Consider the following 17,841-nt stretch of genomic DNA (forward strand, 5'->3'; position numbering starts at 1 on the left):
CCCACCGGTCGGGCATGCCGACACGCCGTGGCGCGTTGTACACAGTGAACGGGATCCTTCTGTCCACACCTGTGGATGGTTCGTCCGGATCCGCGTCCTTCCGCGGTTCCACGGGCTCCGGCCTGTGGATGAACGGGGGAGGAACCGGTGGATAACTACACGGCTGTAACTACTACGTCTAGTGGGCTGACACCGGCCCGCCCCCTATATGTAGTATTGCTGAGCAGGTCGGAGCGAGAGCCCCACCGGCACCTAGAACTCACCCGGACCACCCTCCGACCCCGCCCGCATCGCGAGCCGCCGGTCGGGGAGCTGCACCGGGACACCCCTCCGAAAGGCGACACCCATGGCTGTGACGGTCTACACCAAGCCCTCCTGCGTCCAGTGCACCGCGACGTACCGCGCCCTCGACAGCAAGGGCATCGACTACGAGGTGTTCGACCTCTCCGTGGACGAGAAGGCCCTCGAGGCCGTCAAGGCCCTCGGCTACCTCCAGGCGCCGGTCGTCATCACGGACGACGACCACTGGTCCGGCTTCCGCCCCGACAAGATCGCGACCCTCTGAGGCGCACGGGCGGCGATCCGCGACGTCGTCGGCGGGCGCCGTAGCGCCGCTGCGGCTTCCTCCTCCGCCTTGCGGCTCACCGCGCAGCCGCCTCGGAGGCGGGACCGAGAACAGCAGCTGACGGGGAGAGGGGCCGGAGGATGAGCGGGCTCGTGTACTTCTCCAGCAGCTCGGGGAACACGCACCGGTTCATCGAGAAGCTCGGACGGCCGGCGCAGCGCATCCCGCTCCACGCCCGTCGCGACGGAGCCGCCCTCGACACGCTCCACGTCCACGAGCCGTACGTGCTCGTCCTCCCCACCTACGGCGGCGGCAACGGCGGAGGAGCGGTCCCCAAGCAGGTCATCCGGTTCCTCAACGATCCGTGCAACCGCTCCCTGATCCGCGGCGTCATCGGCGCCGGCAACACGAACTTCGGCGAGGGGTACTGCCTCGCCGGCGACATCATCGCCCGCAAGTGCGAGGTGCCGCACCTCTATCGATTCGAAGTATTCGGAACACCCGACGACGTCCGCGCCGTCGACGAAGGATTGGACACGTTTTGGACGCAGCAGTGATCGACGCTCCCCGCGACGCCGCACAGATGGACTACCACTCGCTCAACGCGATGCTGAACCTCTACGGCCCGAACGGAGAGATCCAGTTCGACAAGGACCGCGAGGCCGCTCGCGAGTTCTTCCTGCAGCACGTCAACCAGAACACGGTGTTCTTCCACACGCTCAAGGAGCGCCTCGACTACCTGGTCGAGAAGGAGTACTACGAGCAGGCCGTGCTCGACCAGTACTCGTTCGAGTTCATCCAGCAGCTCAACGACCTGGCGTACTCGAAGAAGTTCCGCTTCGCGACCTTCCTCGGCGCGTTCAAGTACTACACCTCGTACACGCTCAAGACGTTCGACGGGAAGCGCTACCTCGAGCGCTTCGAGGACCGCGTCGTGATGACCGCCCTCGGCCTCGCCCAGGGCGACGAGACACTCGCGACCGCCCTCGTCGAGGAGATCGTCGCCGGCCGCTTCCAGCCCGCGACCCCGACCTTCCTCAACACAGGCAAGGCCCAGCGCGGCGAGCTCGTCTCCTGCTTCCTGCTGCGCATCGAGGACAACATGGAGTCGATCGCCCGCGGCATCAACTCCGCGCTCCAGCTCTCCAAGCGCGGCGGCGGCGTCGCCCTCTCGCTCTCGAACATCCGCGAGGCCGGCGCCCCGATCAAGCAGATCGAGAACCAGTCCTCGGGCATCATCCCCGTGATGAAGCTCCTCGAGGACAGCTTCAGCTACGCCAACCAGCTCGGCGCGCGCCAGGGCGCGGGAGCGGTGTACCTCTCGGCGCACCACCCCGACATCCTCCGCTTCCTCGACACCAAGCGCGAGAACGCCGACGAGAAGATCCGCATCAAGACGCTCTCCCTCGGCGTCGTCGTGCCCGACATCACGTTCGAGCTCGCGAAGAACAACGAGGACATGTACCTCTTCTCGCCCTACGACGTCGAGCGCGTCTACGGCATCCCCTTCGGCGACATCTCCCTCTCGGAGAAGTACCGCGAGATGGTCGACGACCCGCGCATCAAGAAGACCAAGATCTCGGCGCGCGAGTTCTTCCAGACCATCGCCGAGATCCAGTTCGAGTCGGGCTACCCCTACATCGTGTTCGAGGACACGGTGAACCAGGCGAACCCGATCAAGGGCCGCATCAACATGTCCAACCTCTGCTCCGAGATCCTCCAGGTCAACACTCCGACGACCTACAACGAGGACCTCTCCTATGCGCAGATCGGCAAGGACATCTCCTGCAACCTCGGCTCGCTGAACATCGCGCTGACGATGGACTCGCCCGACTTCGGCCGCACCATCGAGACCGCTATCCGCGGCCTCACCTCGGTGTCCGACCAGTCGCACATCACCTCGGTCCGCTCGATCGAGGACGGCAACGACAAGTCGCACGCCATCGGCCTCGGCCAGATGAACCTGCACGGCTACCTCGCCCGCGAGCGGATCCACTACGGATCCGAGGAGGGCATCGACTTCACCAACATCTACTTCTACTCGGTGCTGTTCCACGCCCTGCGCGCCTCCAACAACCTCTCCATCGAGCGCGGCACCACCTTCGAGGGCTTCGCCGACTCGAAGTACGCCTCGGGTGAGTTCTTCGACACCTACACGGAGAAGGAGTGGACGCCGGCCACCGAGCGCGTCTCCCGCCTCTTCGCCGACTCGGGCATCGCGGTCCCCACCCAGGACGACTGGCGTGCGCTCAAGGCCTCGGTCATGGAGCACGGCATCTACAACCAGAACCTGCAGGCCGTCCCGCCGACCGGCTCGATCTCGTACATCAACAACTCGACGTCCTCGATCCACCCGATCGCGTCGAAGATCGAGATCCGCAAGGAGGGCAAGCTCGGCCGCGTCTACTACCCGGCGCCGTTCATGACGAACGACAACCTGGAGTACTACCAGGACGCGTACGAGATCGGCTACGAGAAGATCATCGACACCTACGCCGCCGCCACGCAGCACGTCGACCAGGGCCTCTCGCTCACGCTCTTCTTCAAGGACACGGCGACCACCCGCGACGTCAACCGCGCTCAGATCTACGCCTGGCGCAAGGGCATCAAGACGATCTACTACATCCGCATCCGTCAGCTGGCGCTCGAGGGCACCGAGCTCGACCAGTGCGTCTCGTGCATGCTCTAGATCACGCAGCCCCACCCCCCTCCGCACGACCCATCCGCAGCAGCGAGAAGGAATCATGACTCCCCCCGAGAAGCTCAAGCTCGTCGACTCCGTCCAGGCGATCAACTGGAACCGGATCCAGGACGACAAGGACGTCGAGGTGTGGAACCGCCTCACGAGCAACTTCTGGCTGCCCGAGAAGGTCCCGCTGTCGAACGACATCCAGTCGTGGAACACGCTCACGCACCAGGAGCAGCAGCTCACCATGCGCGTGTTCACCGGGCTCACCCTGCTCGACACCGTGCAGGGCACCGTCGGCGCCGTCTCGCTCATCCCGGACGCGATCACGCCTCACGAGGAGGCCGTCTACACGAACATCGCGTTCATGGAGTCGGTCCACGCCAAGTCGTACTCCTCGGTGTTCTCGACCCTGTCGAACACCCAGGACATCGACGAGGCCTTCCGCTGGTCGATGGAGAACCCGAACCTGCAGAAGAAGGCGTCCATCGTGATGGACTACTACCGCGGCGACGACCCGCTGAAGCGGAAGGTCGCCTCCACGCTGCTGGAGTCCTTCCTCTTCTACTCGGGCTTCTACCTGCCGATGTACTGGTCCTCGCGTGCCAAGCTCACCAACACGGCCGACCTCGTGCGCCTGATCATCCGCGACGAGGCCGTGCACGGCTACTACATCGGCTACAAGTTCCAGAAGGGACTCGAGCGGGTCGACCAGGCCAAGCGCGACGAGATCAAGGACTACACGTTCTCGCTGCTCTACGAGCTCTACGACAACGAGGCGCAGTACACGCAGGACCTCTACGACCAGCTCGGCCTGACCGAGGACGTCAAGAAGTTCCTGCACTACAACGCCAACAAGGCGCTGATGAACCTCGGCTACGAGCCGATGTTCCCCAAGCAGGTCACCGATGTGAACCCCGCGATCCTGTCGGCCCTCTCGCCCAACGCGGACGAGAACCACGACTTCTTCTCGGGCTCCGGCTCCTCCTACGTGATCGGCAAGGCCGTGAACACCGAGGACGAGGACTGGGACTTCTAGGCGTCGACACCACGTCCCGGCCTCCACGGCGAACGGCCCCTCCCCTCGCGGGTGAGGGGCCGTTCCTCGTCTCCGGGCGGCGGGCGGGCGCCGGGTCACCGCACCCGGCGAGGCGCCGCCCTGTCGCCGAGGCGCCGTCCTGTCGGCGGCGCCTCGGCGACACGTCGGTGTCTCGCGGAGCGGGGCCGGAGCGGCCGTCGTGCGCGCCTCAGAGGGCCAGGCGCATCAGCACCCGGGGGAAGCCGTCGAGCACCGAGGTCGTGTCCGCGGCCTTCTCGAAGCCGGCGCGCTCGAACAGCGAGCGCGTGCCGACGTACGCCATCGTCCGGTCGACCTCCGCACCGGCGTTGTCGACCGGGTAGCCCTCGATCGCCGGTGCCCCGTGGGCTCGGGCGAACTCGACGGCGCCCTCGAGCAGCGGATGCGAGATTCCGCGCCCGCGGAAGCCGGGCCGCACGCGCAGGCACCACACGCTCCACACGTCGAGGGCGTCCACGTGCGGGATGCGCCGGTTCGTCGCGTAGCTCGTGTCGGCCCGGGGGTGCACCGCCGCCCAGCCGACCACCTCGTCGCCGTCGTACGCGAGGACGCCGGGCGGAGGATCTTCCGCGACGAGCTCCCGCACCCGGGCGCCGCGAGCGGGACCGGCGAGAGCCCGGTTCTCGACGGAGGAGCGGAGCCGGTAGCTCAGGCACCAGCACACGCTCGCGTCGGGGCGCTTCGGGCCGACCATCGTCGCCAGGTCGTCGAAGACGGTGGCTGCGCGCACCTCGATCGTCATGGCGGCAGCCTTCCACCGTCGCGATGCGCGGACAAGCCGTTCAGAACTCAGGACGAACGACGAAGGACTCCCTCCCTGCCGCGGAATCGGGGTCGCGGCACCACGTTCGTCCGGCATCCTCGACGCCCTCCGCCGATTCACCACTCCGCCGGATGAATCGCACCAGCACCCCCTGTTGGACGGCGCCCAGGCGGGGCGCCTACCGTGGACGAGGTATCCAACGAAGGAGCACTCCCTGTGAAGCACGTCCCCCTCGGCACCTCCGGTGTCGACTCCCCGAACGTCGTCCTCGGCCTCATGCGCATCCCCGAGATGAGCGACGAGGCGATCCGCGGCCTCGTCGGCGCCGCCCGCGACTCCGGCATCGACTTCTTCGACCACGCCGACGTGTACGGCGGCGAGCTGCACCGCTGCGAGGAGCGCTTCGCCGAGGCGATGGCGCTCACCCCGTCGGAGCGTGAGCACGTCGTCCTGCAGACCAAGGCGGGCATCGTCCCGGACGGCCCCTACTTCGACTTCTCGTACGAGCACCTCATCGCCTCGGTCGAGGGCTCGCTGAAGGCGCTGCGCACCGACTACGTCGACGTGCTGCTCCTGCACCGGCCCGACGCGCTCGTCGAGCCCGATGAGGTGGCCCGCGCGTTCGACGAGCTGCACGCGTCCGGCAAGGTGAAGCACTTCGGCGTCTCGAACCAGACGCCGTACCAGATCGAGCTGCTGAAGAAGTCGCTGAACCAGCCGATCGTGGCGAACCAGCTGCAGCTCTCGATCACCCATGCGCCGCTGATCGCGCAGGGCGTCGCCTCCAACATGGTCGGCGAGGATCAGTCCGTCATGCGCGACGCCGGCATCCTCGACTACTGCCGCCTGAACGGCATCACCGTCCAGGCCTGGTCGCCCTTCCAGGCGGGGTTCTTCACCGGCGTCTTCCTCGACAACCCGGCCTACCCCGAGCTGAACGCCGTCATCGACCGGCTCGCAGCGACGTACGGGGTCCCGGCGATCGCCGTGGCCACCGCCTGGATCACCCGCCACCCGGCGGGCATGCAGGTCGTGCTCGGCACGACCAACGAGCAGCGCGTGCGCGATGCGGCCCTCGGCTCCGATCTGCCGCTCACGCGGCCGGAGTGGTACGAGCTGTTCCGCGCGGCGGGCTACCTCATCCCCTAGAGCTCCCACCCCGGAGGAAATGCGCGTCGGCGCAGAGAGGCACGGACTCCCCGGAGTCCGTGCCTCTTCCCGTCCCCGCGAGACGCCGGTCGGAACGCCCGCCGCGGTGTGCCGTGGACCGAAGCGGCATCTCGCGGGGGAGGGGCGGGAATAGGAACGGCAACCCTGCGTTGAACTTGAGCGTAACCGACTCAACTTCCTCAGGAGGACAGGTGCCCGACAACTACAGCGAGGCCGGAGCGAGCTCGTTCGACGACTTCCTCGCCCGCTACCTCGACGGTGAGCGCGCCCGCGCGGCGCGGTCGATCGACCTCAGCCGATTCCTCACCGCCCGTACCCGCGACATCCTGCAGTCCGCAGGACGCTTCGCCCTCGAGCGCGGCCAGACCGAGCTCGACGCCCTGCACGTGCTCCGCGTGCTCATCGACGACGAGACCGTCTCGCAGGCCGTGCGCCGCATCGGCGTCGACCCCGCCGCCATCGCCACCGCCGCGGAGGCGCGCCTCCCGCAGGCCGACGAGGCCCACGCCTCGCAGAACGCGGCCACCATCACCCCCAGCGCGCAGCGCGCGCTGTTCCACGCCTACCAGGTCGCCCGCTCCAGCGGCTCGACCTACATCGAGCCCGAGCACCTCTTCTTCGCGCTCGTGCTCGGCCAGGACGCCCCCGCCGGGCAGGTCCTCGCCCGCGCCGGCGTCACCGCCGAGGCCCTCACCCAGGGCATGCGCGAGACCGAGGCCCCGCAGCAGCAGGAGGCGGGACAGCCCGCCTCCGACACTCCGATGCTCGACAAGTTCGGCACCGACCTCACCGCTCTCGCCCGCGAGGGCCGGCTCGACCCGGTCATCGGGCGCGCCGACGAGATCGAGCAGACCGTCGAGATCCTCAGCCGCCGCACCAAGAACAACCCGGTGCTCGTCGGCGAGGCCGGCGTCGGCAAGACCGCCATCGTCGAGGGCCTGGCCCGCGCGATCGTGGCGGAGGAGGTCCCCGAGCAGCTGCGCGGCAAGCGCGTGATCTCGCTCGACCTCCCCGGCATGCTGGCCGGCACCCGCTACCGCGGCGACTTCGAGGAGCGCCTCACCGGCACCATGGACGAGATCGCGGCGCACTCCGGCGAGCTGATCGTCTTCATCGACGAGGTCCACACCGTGGTCGGTGCGGGCGGCGGCGGCGAGGGCGGCATGGACGCGGGCAACATCCTCAAGCCGCGTCTGGCCCGGGGCGAGCTGCACCTCGTCGGCGCCACCACGCTCAAGGAGTTCCGCACCATCGAGAAGGACCCGGCACTGGAGCGGCGCTTCCAGCCGGTCCGCGTCGGCGAGCCCGGCATCGAGGACGCGGTCGCCATCCTGCACGGCCTGCGCCCCGCCTACGAGGAGCACCACCGCGTGCGCTTCACGGACGAGGCACTCCGCGCCTCCGTCGAGCTCTCGGCCCGGTACCTCACCGACCGCGTGCTGCCCGACAAGGCGATCGACCTGATCGACCAGGCCGGCGCGCGCCTCCGCCTCCGCCTCGGAGCCGGCGTCGACACCGGAGCTCTGCTCGAGCGTCTGGCGACCCTGGAGGCCGACAAGAACGCGGCCGTCTCGGCCGAGCACTACGAGGAGGCGTCCCGCGTCCGCGACGAGATCAGCGCCGTGCAGGCGGAGCTCGACGCGGCCACCGGCAGCGCCCCCGCGGAGGCGGTCGTCGGCGAGACCGAGATCGCGGCCGTCATCGCCCGCGCCACCGGCATCCCGGTGTCGCGGCTCACGGAGGGGGAGCGCGAGCGCCTCGCCCACCTCGAGACCGAGCTGCACCAGCGGGTCATCGGCCAGGACGACGCGGTCACCGCGGTCGCCCGGGCCGTCCGCCGCAGCCGCACAGGCCTCGGCGACTCCTCGCGCCCGGTCGGCTCGTTCCTCTTCCTCGGTCCGACCGGTGTCGGCAAGACGGAGCTGGCGCGCACCCTCGCGGGCTCCCTCTTCGCCGATGAGCAGTCGGTCATCCGCTTCGACATGAGCGAGTTCGGCGAGCGTCACACGGTCTCGCGGCTGGTCGGCGCCCCTCCCGGGTACGTCGGCTACGACGAGGCCGGTCAGCTGACCGAGCGCGTGCGCCGGAACCCGTACTCGGTGGTCCTCTTCGACGAGATCGAGAAGGCGCACCCCGACGTGTTCAACCTGCTGCTGCAGGTGCTCGACGACGGGCGTCTGACCGACGGCCAGGGGCGGACGGTCGACTTCCGCAACACGGTGATCATCATGACCTCGAACCTCGGCTCGGAGTTCCTGGCCTCGCGGTCGGGTGCGCTCGGCTTCGTCGCTCAGAGCGACGCGTCTGCCGAGGGCTTCGCCTCGGAGAAGGACCTGCGCGATCGCGTCATGGGCCGTCTCCGCGAGGCGATGCGCCCCGAGTTCCTCAACCGGATCGACGAGATCGTCCTGTTCCGCCGCCTCGGCCGCGAGCAGCTGCGGGAGATCGTCGGCATCGTCCTCGACACCACGCGCTCCCGCCTCGCTCCCCGCGAGGTGACGCTCGAGGTGACGGAGGCGGCCGTCGACTGGCTCGCCGAGAACGGCTACGAGCCGCAGTACGGCGCCCGGCCCCTGCGCCGGCTCGTCCAGCGCTCCATCGACGACCGGATCGCCGACCTGTTCGTCAGCGGCGAGGTCTCCGACGGAGGCGCGGTCCGCGTCGACGCCGTCGCCGGCGAGCTGCTGGTGACCTCGGCCGCCGCCCTCCCGCTGGCCGCGTAGCCGGTCCCGCTCCGACCCCCGTCCCTCCTCCTCCCGCGAGACACCGCTCGTGACGACGGCACCGCCCGTCGTCGAGAGCGGCGCCCGCGGAGGGGGAGGGGCGGGGGTCTTCGCGCCCCCACGGCTTGCCACAGCGGTCCGGGGGGGATAGACACGAGAGCACGAGAACCGGAGGCACGATGTCGAACCCGCGCTACTACGACCCCGTGGGCAAGGCGGTCCGGGCGCTGCTCGTGCTGAGCCTCGTCTGCTTCGCCCTGGCGGTGGGGATGTTCGCCCTCGACATCGTCATGCCCGGCACCATGACGGACGAGCGACGGCCCTGGGCCGAGGCCAGCGGGGCGCTCGCCTCGTTCGGCGTGCTGGCCCTCATCGTCTACTTCGCGACCGTCGCGATCGTCGGCGCGATCCGGGGGCGAGGGCAGTAGCTCCGGCTCCGACGCCGTCGTCCGACAGGAACGCGTCCGGCCCGCGGGATCCGAGGATCCTCGCGGGCCGGACGCGTTCTCGCGAGCCGTCGGGCGCCGGTCAGGGGCACTTCTTCGCGGTGATCGTCACCTTCAGCGTGGCGTCCGGAGCGACGGGGGAGCCGCCGGCCGGCTCCTGCCCGGTGACCTGGCCGGCGTCGGGCGCCTTCGGGTCCTCGGCGCAGGCGAGCGTGATCTTCGTGAAGCCGGCGGCGCCGAAGGCGTTCTTCGCGGCCTCCAGGTCCTGGCCCGTCACGTTCGGCACGGTCTTCTGGTTGCCGGAGCTGGTGAACACGGTGATCGCGGTGCCGCGCGGGGCCGAGCCCGACGGGTCGGCGCGGGTGACCGTCCCGACCGCGGCGTCGCTCGCCTCCGTGCCGCCCTGCACGACGCCGAAGCCGGCCGCCTCGAGCTTGGCCTCGGCGTCGGCGGAGGAGAGCCCGACGACATCCGGGATGTCGACCTTCGGGACGACCTGCAGCGAGCCGTCGGCCTCCGGGAACGCCGTCCCGCCGTACGTCGCGTCGGCGGCGCGCATGACGACCGGCCAGATGCGGTGGCGCGCGGTGGCGGCGGATCCGGAGTCGAAGGAGTAGCGGCCGAGGCGCAGGTTCGCGTCACCCTTCACGTTGAACACGCCGACGGCGGTCGCGACGCGGGTGCTCGCTCCGGTCATCCAGGTGGCCTTCGCGTCGTCGGTGGTGCCGGTCTTGCCGATCAGCGGAACGCCGTCGCCGGTGCGGGAGGCCACGGCCGTCCCGCCGCCGGTGAAGGTCGCCTGCAGCGCGACGGCCGCGGTGGCGGCGACGTTGCGGTCGATCGACTGGCGGCAGTTCGCCGGGGGCACCGGCTGGTCGGCTCCGGCGGAGTCGGTGATGCGGTCGATCGCGACGGGGTCGCAGGTCGTGCCGCCGGAGGCGATGGTGGCGAAGGCGCCGGCCATCGAGAGGGGCGAGACGTAGTTCGTGCCGAGCACCGACGACGGGTTGTGCTCGAGCTCCTCGCCGCTGCCCTGCTTCACGCCCATGTCGACCGCGGTGTCGCGGATGCCGCACAGGTCGAGCTCACGGGCCATGCCGACGAAGCCGGTGTTGAGGGAGGTCTTCGTGAAGGACACCGGGGTGCCGACCTCGCCGGTTCCGCCCTCGTCGTTCTTCGCGCTCGTCTCGTTGCTCGTGTCGGTGCCGCCGGAGACGCAGGAGTCCGTGAAGGTGCCCCAGGTGGACTTGCGCGTCCCGTCGACCGACTCGTTGATGCTGTGGCCTTCCTTCAGCCACTCCACCAGGGTGAAGAGCTTGTAGGTCGAGCCCGGCTGGATCCCGGAGGATCCGCCGTTGGCCCGATCGGTGCTGTAGTTCACGGCGCTGTAGGACGGGTCGGTCGCGAGGACGTCCGGATCCTGCGAGTACTTCTTGTTCTGCGTCATCGCGAGCACGCGCCCGGATCCGACCTCGACGCTGACGGAGACGGCTCCGACGTCGAAGTTCCAGGTCTGCGGGACCTGCGCGTCGACGGCGGCGACGGCCGCGTCCTGCAGGCCGACGTCGAGCGTCGTGTAGACGTCGAGGCCGCCGCGGCGGAAGTTGGTCCAGCGGGTGTCCTCGTCGGCGCCGAAGATCTCGTTGTTCTTCAGGACGTTGGTGACGTAGTCGCAGAAGAAGCCCGCGTTGCCCGCGGTCGAGCAGCCGGTGCTGGGCTGGGTGATGCGGGGCTCGATCGGAGCGGCGACGGCGGCGTCGTGGTCCTCCTGCGAGATCTTCCCCTCCTCGAGCATCTTGCCGATGATGTAGTCGCGGCGGTCCTTGTTGCGGGCGTAGCCGTTCGCGGCGCCGTTGTCCGGGTTGTCGGGCTGGTCGATCCGCAGGACGGCCGGGTTGTTGACGATCGCGATGAGGCTCGCGGCCTGGGCGATCGAGAGGTCCGCGGCCGAGGTCGCGTAGTAGTAGTTCGCGGCGGTCTCGAGGCCGTAGGTGGTGCCTCCGAAGAACGCGATGTTGAGGTAGCCCTGGAGGATCTGGTCCTTCGTGTACTGCTTCTCGAGGCCGATGGCGAGCTTCATCTCGCGGAGCTTCCGCTCGGGGGAGGTCCGGGTGGCCTCGTCGATCGCGGCCGCGCGCTCGGCGTCGTCCGAGATGTTGCGGACGGCCTTCTCGACGAGGACGTTCTTCACGTACTGCTGGGTGATCGAGGATCCGCCCTGCACGTCGTTGCCGAGCACATAGGTCTGCGCGACGGCGCGGAGGGTGCCGGGGAGGTCGACTCCGCCGTGGTCGTAGAAGCGGGGGTCCTCACCCGAGACGGCGGCGTCCTTGGCGGCCTGGGCGATGCGGTCGAGCGGCACCTCGACGCGGTTCTCGACGTAGAAGGAGGCGAGCAGCTGCGGGCCGTCGGAGCCGGTCGCGTAGATGTTGCTCTTCTCGGAGAGCTTGTCGACCTCGAGGTAGTCGGGCAGGCCGTCGAAGACGCCGATCGACTGGTTCGCGGCGACTCCGGCGAGCGCCACGGCCGGGGTGACGGTGGCGGTCACGAGGACTCCGGCCACGACGCTCATGCCCAGGAAGCCCACGATCGCCTTGACCACACCACCGGTGGTCCTTCTGTCGGACGCCAAACCTTCTCCTTCGCGAATCCCCCCGGATGCTGCGACGACCGCGGCCGACGCCCTGCACGCTCCGTGCGGCAGGTCAACCTCGACAGACTAACCCGAGAGCCCCCGAAGACGAAGGCCCGGCCAGAGGCCTGAAAAGACCCTGACCGCCCCCGGGGGACGGCGTTCCCTAGGCTGTCGGCATGGCGAGCCCCTCCTCCGACCTTCGACCGGCCGACGCGACGACCCCGGAGGCCGCTCCGGTCGCTCCTCCGCAGGCCGTCCCCGCACCGCCCACGGGCGCCCTCTCGTACGCTCTCGGCTTCCTCGCGTTCATCGGGATCCCGTTCCTCAGCCTGATCGTGGGCGGCATCGTCATGGCCTCCGTGTACCCGTCCGCCCGGAGGAAGGGCGGGCTCGCCGCCGAGAACGCGCGGAACGCGGCGAACTGGGGCCTGACGGTGATCCTGATCGGGGTCGTGACGCTCGGCGCGCACGTCGTGCTGCTCTTCGCCGCCTCCGACACCCCGCTCGCGAAGGACTTCTATCCGATCGGCATCCCGATCACGCTGTTCGCCGTGCTCTGGCTGGTGCACTTCGTGCTGATCATCTGCGGACTGGTGAAGGCGAACCAGCGCGAGGTGTTCCGTCCGCGCATCGCGATCCCGTTCCTCCGCCCGCCCGCGGCCTGAGCTCAGGCGCCGACGGGCCAGAGGTAGTCGAGCCCCGGCGGCGTCCCGGGGAACAGCGGGCCGTAGTGGTCCTCGTCCTTGGCCACGAGCTTCGAGCGGTGCGAGAGGTGCAGCCGCTCGTCGCCGAACCACGGCGGGAGCGGGTAGTCGCCGGTCAGGTAGGCGGCGAGATCCTCCGGGGCGGCGGCGAGGGCCTCCTCGGTCTTCACGAGGCACGTGTCGGCGAAGCCGCGCTCCGTCCACTCCGCGCAGGTCTCGCGCTGGTAGGTCATCAGCGCCGGCCGGTAGCCCCGCCACATCCGCGTGACGGGGTGGTTCTGCCAGCCGTACCCCGGGACGGTCAGCGCCCGCATGACCTGCAGCGTCTCGACGCGCTGCTTGCCGAGCCGCTTGCCGTCGAGGGCGCGGACGCTGCGGTGGAAGTCGGGGTAGGGGAGGAAGGTCTGCACGCCTCCCAGTCAACAGCGGCCCGTCTCCCTCCGGCCACCCTCCCGTCACGCCGATGTCGCCTGGCGTGCGTAGCGTCCGGGGCATGACCGGACTCCCCCTCCTCGCCACCGACGACGTGCAGCTGCGCTGGGCGCGGCCCGAGGTCCTCGACTCCGCCCGCCACCGGATGCTGCGCCTGCTCACCCTCGCCGAGCGCCTGCGCTACGAGGCGACGAGTCGGCGCGAGGTCCGGGACGGGTTCCTCCTCGGCCGGGTCCTCGTGCGCGAGCTGGCCGCCGAGACGCTCGGGATCGATCCCCTCGAGGTCGCCGTGGACGCGCGCTGCGAGCGCTGCTCCGGACCGCACGGCCGCCCGGTGCTCCGCGGCGAGCACCCGGCGCTGGAGCGGATGCGGATCAGCATCGCGCACTGCGACGGCGCGGTGGTCGCGGCGCTGGCGACCGGACGCGACATCGGGATCGACGCGGTGCGCGCCCGCACCGTCCGCGACCGCGTGGCCTCCGGGGCGACGACGGCGGAGCAGGTGCTCGCCGATCTGCGCTCGCAGGCGGTCGCGAAGGCCGACGGGCGCGGGACCTCGAGCGACGAGCCCGTCCGCTTCCGCACCAGGGAGGGTGCGACCGAGGCCTGGATCGAGGGCTCGAGCCGCTACTTCGCCGTCTCGGAGCCGACGGTCCACTCCGCGCTCGTCGTGGCGGTCGCGGTCGCTCAGGAGTGACCGCGGGGCGCGGTCCCCGGCCGTTGCGCTGGTCCGCGCCTAGGCGAACAGCGACAGCGTGATCGTCGAGCGGTAGGAGCCGGCCTCGACGTCCGGCTCGGCCAGCAGCCGCAGCTCGGCGTCGGCGCTCCAGGTGCCGGCCCCGCCGGCGGCTCCGAGCAGCAGCGCGTCGCGCAGGCCCGCGCCGCCCTCGAGGGAGGAGGCGACCGGATCGCCCGCGACGGCGCCGGTGCCGGTGATCAGGCGCGGGGTCCAGCCGAGGTGGTCGGCTCCGATCGAGGCGCTCGGGCCGGTGAGGGCGCTCGCCGAGGCGAGGACGTACCAGTCGTTCTGCGCGCCGACGCGCGAGTCGGTGACGGTGACCGTGGGGAGCCCGCCCTCCAGCGCCGGTTCACGGGGGAGGAGCCGGTCGTCGGCTGCGCGGGGTCGACGGGGTCCGCGGAGGAGGGGCTCGAGGAGCGGCGGTCGGAGGCGCCGGATCCCGCACCGGGAGCGGAGGGGTCCGCAGTCGGCGCCGCATCCTCCGCGGGCGAGGCGGCGGTCGGCGTCGACACCGCTTCCGGGGCGGTCATCGCCTCGGGCGCGAGTGCGGCGGAGGCGAACACCACGGAGAGCACGAGGGTCGTCGTCGGGACGAACGCGGCGAGAGCGCGGGTGGTGCGGGTCACGGACGGTCCAGTTCTGCGGGCTCTGCGATGCGCCCGCCTGTGATTACTACCAGGAGCGCGAAGTGCTCTGCACCCCCGCTTCCGGGTGGAGTGCCGCGGAGCGCGCCAGCGGGGCTCGGCCACGCTCGTGCGCCCACCTCCTCGACGAGGCGGCGCTGAGCCGGATCGATCAGGCGACCGATCTCCTTCTCGGGGAGCGCCTGCGGGGGAGCGGCCGTTCCTTCTCGCCCGCGGAGATCGACGTGACGGCGCTCCCGCCCAGGCCCGGCACGTCCTTCGGCATCTGGTGCCCTGAGCCGCGCACATCGAGCCCGCACTCGCCCTGCGCGTCGGATGATGCGCCGCACACGCAGAGGAGGGAGCGCCCGCGGGCACTCCCTCCTCCGTCACGGCCGGTCGACCGGCCGCCGTGCGCTCAGCAGACGCGGGCCGGGTAGGCCACCGTCTGCGCGAGGGTCTCGGAGCCCGCCGTGGCGGTCACCGTCACCTGGCTGCCCGGCATGCTCGTCAGGCGGGTGGTGAACGCGGCCGATCCGCTCGCACCCGCGGCCACCGCGGTGACCGTCTTCGAGCCGTAGGCCGAGGCCATCGCGACGTCGATCGGAGCGGTGCCGCCGTTCTTGGCGAGGACAGTCAGCACCGCCTTCCCGGCCACACAGCGCGACGTCACGGTCACCGGCACCGTCAGCGCCGGGGCGGCCGCCTCGGGGACGACGATCTCGCCGATCTTGAGGAACGAGCCCGGCGTGGAGAAGGTCAGCTTCAGGCCGGTGGCCGAGACCGCCGCGAACGGGATCGTGGTCAGCGTGCCGTTCGCCGCCGGAGCGACGTTCTGCGCGGTGGTCGGCTTCCAGGTGCCGTCCTCGGCGCGGTAGGCCACGCTCACCGACGCCAGGGTGCCCTCGGTGTTGGTGAAGGTGAGCCCGGCGACGCGGTGCGCCTCGGTGTTCGTCAGCGTGAACTCGGCGCTGCCGGCGAAGGTGCCGTCGGTCCAGGTCGACCAGGGGGTGCTGACGTTGCCGTCGCAGGCGTTCTTCGCGGGGAGGGTCGCGTACTTCGTCTGGCTGAACGACGCCGAGACTGCGGCCCCGGGAACGCGGCAGACGTTCGTCGGCGGCGCGGTGCCCCAGATCTGCACCTCCGAGACCGACTGCCACGTGTTCGCCGCGCTGGTGAGGTGCAGGCGGAGGCCCGTGGTGTCGGGCAGGGAGGACAGGTCGAGGATCGCCGTCGGGGCGGATCCGGTCGCGGCCTGGCTGAGGGTGGTGGCGACGGAGGAAGTCGTCCATGCGCCGTTCACCTGGTACTCGACCTCGATCCTCGACGGCCAGGTGGCGGTCGCACCGTCCTTGTAGGTGCTGACCGTGACCGAGTCGAGGTTCTGCGCCGCGCCCCAGGAGAAGGAGAGGCGGCTGTCGCGCGGGTAGCCGGATGAGGACCAGTCGTCCCAGCCCTTGCCCTTGACGTCGCCGTCGATGAGCTTGCCGGCGAGATCCGTGCGGCTCGAGACCGCGACCGAGGCTCCGGGAGCGAGGTTCGCGATGCCCGGCTCCGCCACCTCGATCGTGCGGGTGAAGCGGCGGCCGGAGGAGAACCCGGCGTCGGCGGCGAGCGTGCCCGTCACCTGCACCGTGCCGAGCTCGGCGGGGCCGGGGGCGGCCCAGGTCACGGCGACGTCGCGGGTCGAGCCGTTGCTCGCGACCGAGACCGTCGAGGGGAGCGCGGCGGCGATGTCGGCGCCGCGGCGGACCTGCTTCGGCAGACGGGCGTCCACGACCGACCAGACGCCCTCGCCGACCCCCTTGTCGTCCCAGTAGGAGAGGTTCCAGCCGGATCCCCAGCGCGCCGGGTCCTCCTGAGCCGGATTCCGCATCTCGAGGCGGCCGTTCTCACCGACCGTCATCGGGAGCCAGACGTAGGTCGAGTCCGACTTGCCCTCGTTCCAGCGGTCGCCCATGTAGACGTACTTCCCGGGAGCGAGGGTGAGGACGTTCGTCGACTGCGAGCCGAAGGTGGTCTTGCGGGAGTCGCCGATCGAGAGCAGGCCGTCGCCGCCCTCCGGGATCGCGTTGTAGGCGACGTTCTCGTCGGCGTCGCCCTTCTCGACTCCGCGGGTCCACGCGCCGAGGATCGAGTCGGCGGTGTAGTAGGTCTGCGGGTTCGGCGCCCAGCCGGTCGCTCCGGAGGCGATCGTGTAGTACTTGCCGCCGTTGGCGAAGATCGCGGGCGCCTCGAGGTGTCCGCACTCCTTCACGATCTGGAAGTCGGTGCCGCGCACCGGTGCTCCGGCCGCACCGTCGGCGAAGACGTAGGGGTACGTCCCGTCGGCCGAGTACTGGTTCGCGTCGAGGGTGTCGGTCGTGGTGGTCCGCTCGACGTTGGTGTAGTCGGCGTCCAGCTTCGCCACGTAGAGCGAGTAGTTCTCCTCGGAGGAGTAGGAGATGTACGCGGTGCCGTCCTCGTCCTGGAAGACGGTCATGTCCCGTGCCTGGCCAGGCACGGCGGAGGTGGTGCAGGACTTGTAGTCCGTGCGGTTGTAGAGGCGGTAGACGCCCTGGAGCGTGAAGGGCCCGGTCGGGCTGTCCGAGACGGCGACTCCCGCCATCGAGCGCGCATAGGTGCTGCCACCCGGGGTGATGCGGCCGTCGGAGTGCCACCACATGACCCACTTGCCGGTCTTCTCGTTGAAGAGGACCTTCGGGCGCTCGAAGATGGCGGTGTTCGGCGAGGCCTGCGTCGTGTCGAGGTGGTAGTCGAGCTCCGCGATGCGGTCGGCGCGAGGGGCTCCGGAGTCGTCGACGGTGTCGTAGAGCGCGTCGAAGTAGGGGGCCTCGAGGTCGGCCGGAGCCGAGACGCTGCGCAGCGCGGTGCCCTTGTTCTCCCAGTTGTGGCCGTCGGTGGAGCGGTAGACCGCGACTCCGGGGCTGTTCCAGTAGCCCTTCGTGCGGTCCTCGCCGTACCAGTACTGGACCTGCTGACCGCCCTCCTCGACGGTGACGATCTGGCCGCCGTGCGCCTGGATGTGGCGGCCGTCGGTGTCGTACCAGTAGGGCTGGAAGTAGCCGGCCGCGGTGCTGCCCGGGTCCTGGACCGCCGGGTAGTCGGTGTAGGTCACGGGCGTCGAGGTGCGCGGCACTCCGTCGTCGGGATCCGTGGCCACGGCGGCCGAGGCCGACTGCGCTCCTGTCCCCAGGAGTGCTGCGACGAGCAGCGCGGCCACCGCCGCGGCGGCCGTTCGTGGTCGAGACGTCATGCTGTGCTCCTTTGCACCGGG

General features: G+C 70.2%; 13 protein-coding genes. 9 read left to right on the top strand and 4 right to left on the bottom strand.

Annotated elements, in window-relative coordinates:
* Nucleotides 1–346: 346 nt before the first annotated feature.
* The 4 genes from nrdH (at nt 347) to nrdF (ending at nt 4,290) form a co-directional block, all read left to right on the top strand.
* Nucleotides 347–565, top strand: coding sequence for a glutaredoxin-like protein NrdH (gene nrdH, locus C5C53_RS12135; protein WP_068255139.1), 219 nt, complete (start codon nt 347–349; stop codon nt 563–565).
* A 140-nt stretch (nt 566–705) separates the two neighbouring features.
* Nucleotides 706–1,122 (top strand): class Ib ribonucleoside-diphosphate reductase assembly flavoprotein NrdI, encoded by a 417-nt coding sequence (nrdI, locus tag C5C53_RS12140; RefSeq protein WP_104267664.1) that lies wholly within the window; start codon nt 706–708, stop codon nt 1,120–1,122.
* A 26-nt stretch (nt 1,123–1,148) separates the two neighbouring features.
* Nucleotides 1,149–3,254: a class 1b ribonucleoside-diphosphate reductase subunit alpha gene (nrdE, locus tag C5C53_RS12145; protein ID WP_104267670.1), complete on the top strand. Its 2,106-nt coding sequence runs from the start codon at nt 1,149–1,151 to the stop codon at nt 3,252–3,254.
* 55 nt (nt 3,255–3,309) lie between these two features.
* Nucleotides 3,310–4,290, top strand: a complete 981-nt coding sequence (gene nrdF, locus C5C53_RS12150) for a class 1b ribonucleoside-diphosphate reductase subunit beta (protein ID WP_104224358.1) — start codon at nt 3,310–3,312, stop codon at nt 4,288–4,290.
* Between the two features lie 208 nt (nt 4,291–4,498).
* Here the strand turns inward: nrdF and C5C53_RS12155 are convergent, their stop codons facing one another.
* Nucleotides 4,499–5,071 (bottom strand): GNAT family N-acetyltransferase, encoded by a 573-nt coding sequence (locus tag C5C53_RS12155; RefSeq protein WP_104224359.1) that lies wholly within the window; start codon nt 5,069–5,071, stop codon nt 4,499–4,501.
* A gap of 237 nt (nt 5,072–5,308) precedes the next feature.
* Here C5C53_RS12155 and C5C53_RS12160 point away from each other — a divergent pair, with 237 nt between their 5' ends.
* The 3 genes from C5C53_RS12160 to C5C53_RS12170 all read left to right on the top strand — a co-directional run bounded on the left by C5C53_RS12160 (nt 5,309) and on the right by C5C53_RS12170 (nt 9,413).
* Nucleotides 5,309–6,241, top strand: a complete 933-nt coding sequence (locus C5C53_RS12160) for an aldo/keto reductase family oxidoreductase (RefSeq protein WP_258062337.1) — start codon at nt 5,309–5,311, stop codon at nt 6,239–6,241.
* 212 nt (nt 6,242–6,453) lie between these two features.
* Nucleotides 6,454–8,985, top strand: coding sequence for an ATP-dependent Clp protease ATP-binding subunit (locus C5C53_RS12165; RefSeq protein ID WP_104267665.1), 2,532 nt, complete (start codon nt 6,454–6,456; stop codon nt 8,983–8,985).
* 179 nt (nt 8,986–9,164) lie between these two features.
* Nucleotides 9,165–9,413 carry a hypothetical protein gene (locus tag C5C53_RS12170; protein WP_104224361.1) on the top strand — a complete coding sequence of 83 codons (249 nt, stop codon included), beginning with the start codon at nt 9,165–9,167 and terminating at the stop codon, nt 9,411–9,413.
* Between the two features lie 100 nt (nt 9,414–9,513).
* Here C5C53_RS12170 and C5C53_RS12175 read toward each other — a convergent pair whose 3' ends face one another.
* The gene (locus tag C5C53_RS12175) at nt 9,514–12,063 is read right to left on the bottom strand and encodes a transglycosylase domain-containing protein (RefSeq protein WP_258062338.1); all 2,550 of its coding nucleotides are present in this window, start codon (nt 12,061–12,063) and stop codon (nt 9,514–9,516) included.
* Between the two features lie 179 nt (nt 12,064–12,242).
* On the opposite strand from C5C53_RS12175, the gene C5C53_RS12180 reads away from it, so the two are divergent.
* Nucleotides 12,243–12,731 carry a DUF4870 domain-containing protein gene (locus C5C53_RS12180; protein WP_104224362.1) on the top strand — a complete coding sequence of 163 codons (489 nt, stop codon included), beginning with the start codon at nt 12,243–12,245 and terminating at the stop codon, nt 12,729–12,731.
* A 2-nt stretch (nt 12,732–12,733) separates the two neighbouring features.
* Here the strand turns inward: C5C53_RS12180 and C5C53_RS12185 are convergent, their stop codons facing one another.
* Entirely contained in the window at nt 12,734–13,180 is a 447-nt protein-coding gene (locus C5C53_RS12185) for an MSMEG_6728 family protein (RefSeq protein WP_104224363.1), read from the bottom strand.
* A gap of 83 nt (nt 13,181–13,263) precedes the next feature.
* On the opposite strand from C5C53_RS12185, the gene C5C53_RS12190 reads away from it, so the two are divergent.
* Complete coding sequence (locus C5C53_RS12190) at nt 13,264–13,899, top strand: 4'-phosphopantetheinyl transferase superfamily protein (protein WP_104224364.1); 636 nt, start codon at nt 13,264–13,266, stop codon at nt 13,897–13,899.
* A gap of 1,083 nt (nt 13,900–14,982) precedes the next feature.
* Here the strand turns inward: C5C53_RS12190 and C5C53_RS12205 are convergent.
* On the bottom strand, nt 14,983–17,820 hold the full coding sequence (locus tag C5C53_RS12205) for a discoidin domain-containing protein (protein WP_104224974.1): 2,838 nt from the start codon (nt 17,818–17,820) through the stop codon (nt 14,983–14,985).
* Nucleotides 17,821–17,841: the final 21 nt, after the last annotated feature.

Source organism: Rathayibacter sp. AY1E3 (assembly GCF_002932235.1).
Classification (GTDB): Bacteria; Actinomycetota; Actinomycetes; order Actinomycetales; family Microbacteriaceae; genus Rathayibacter.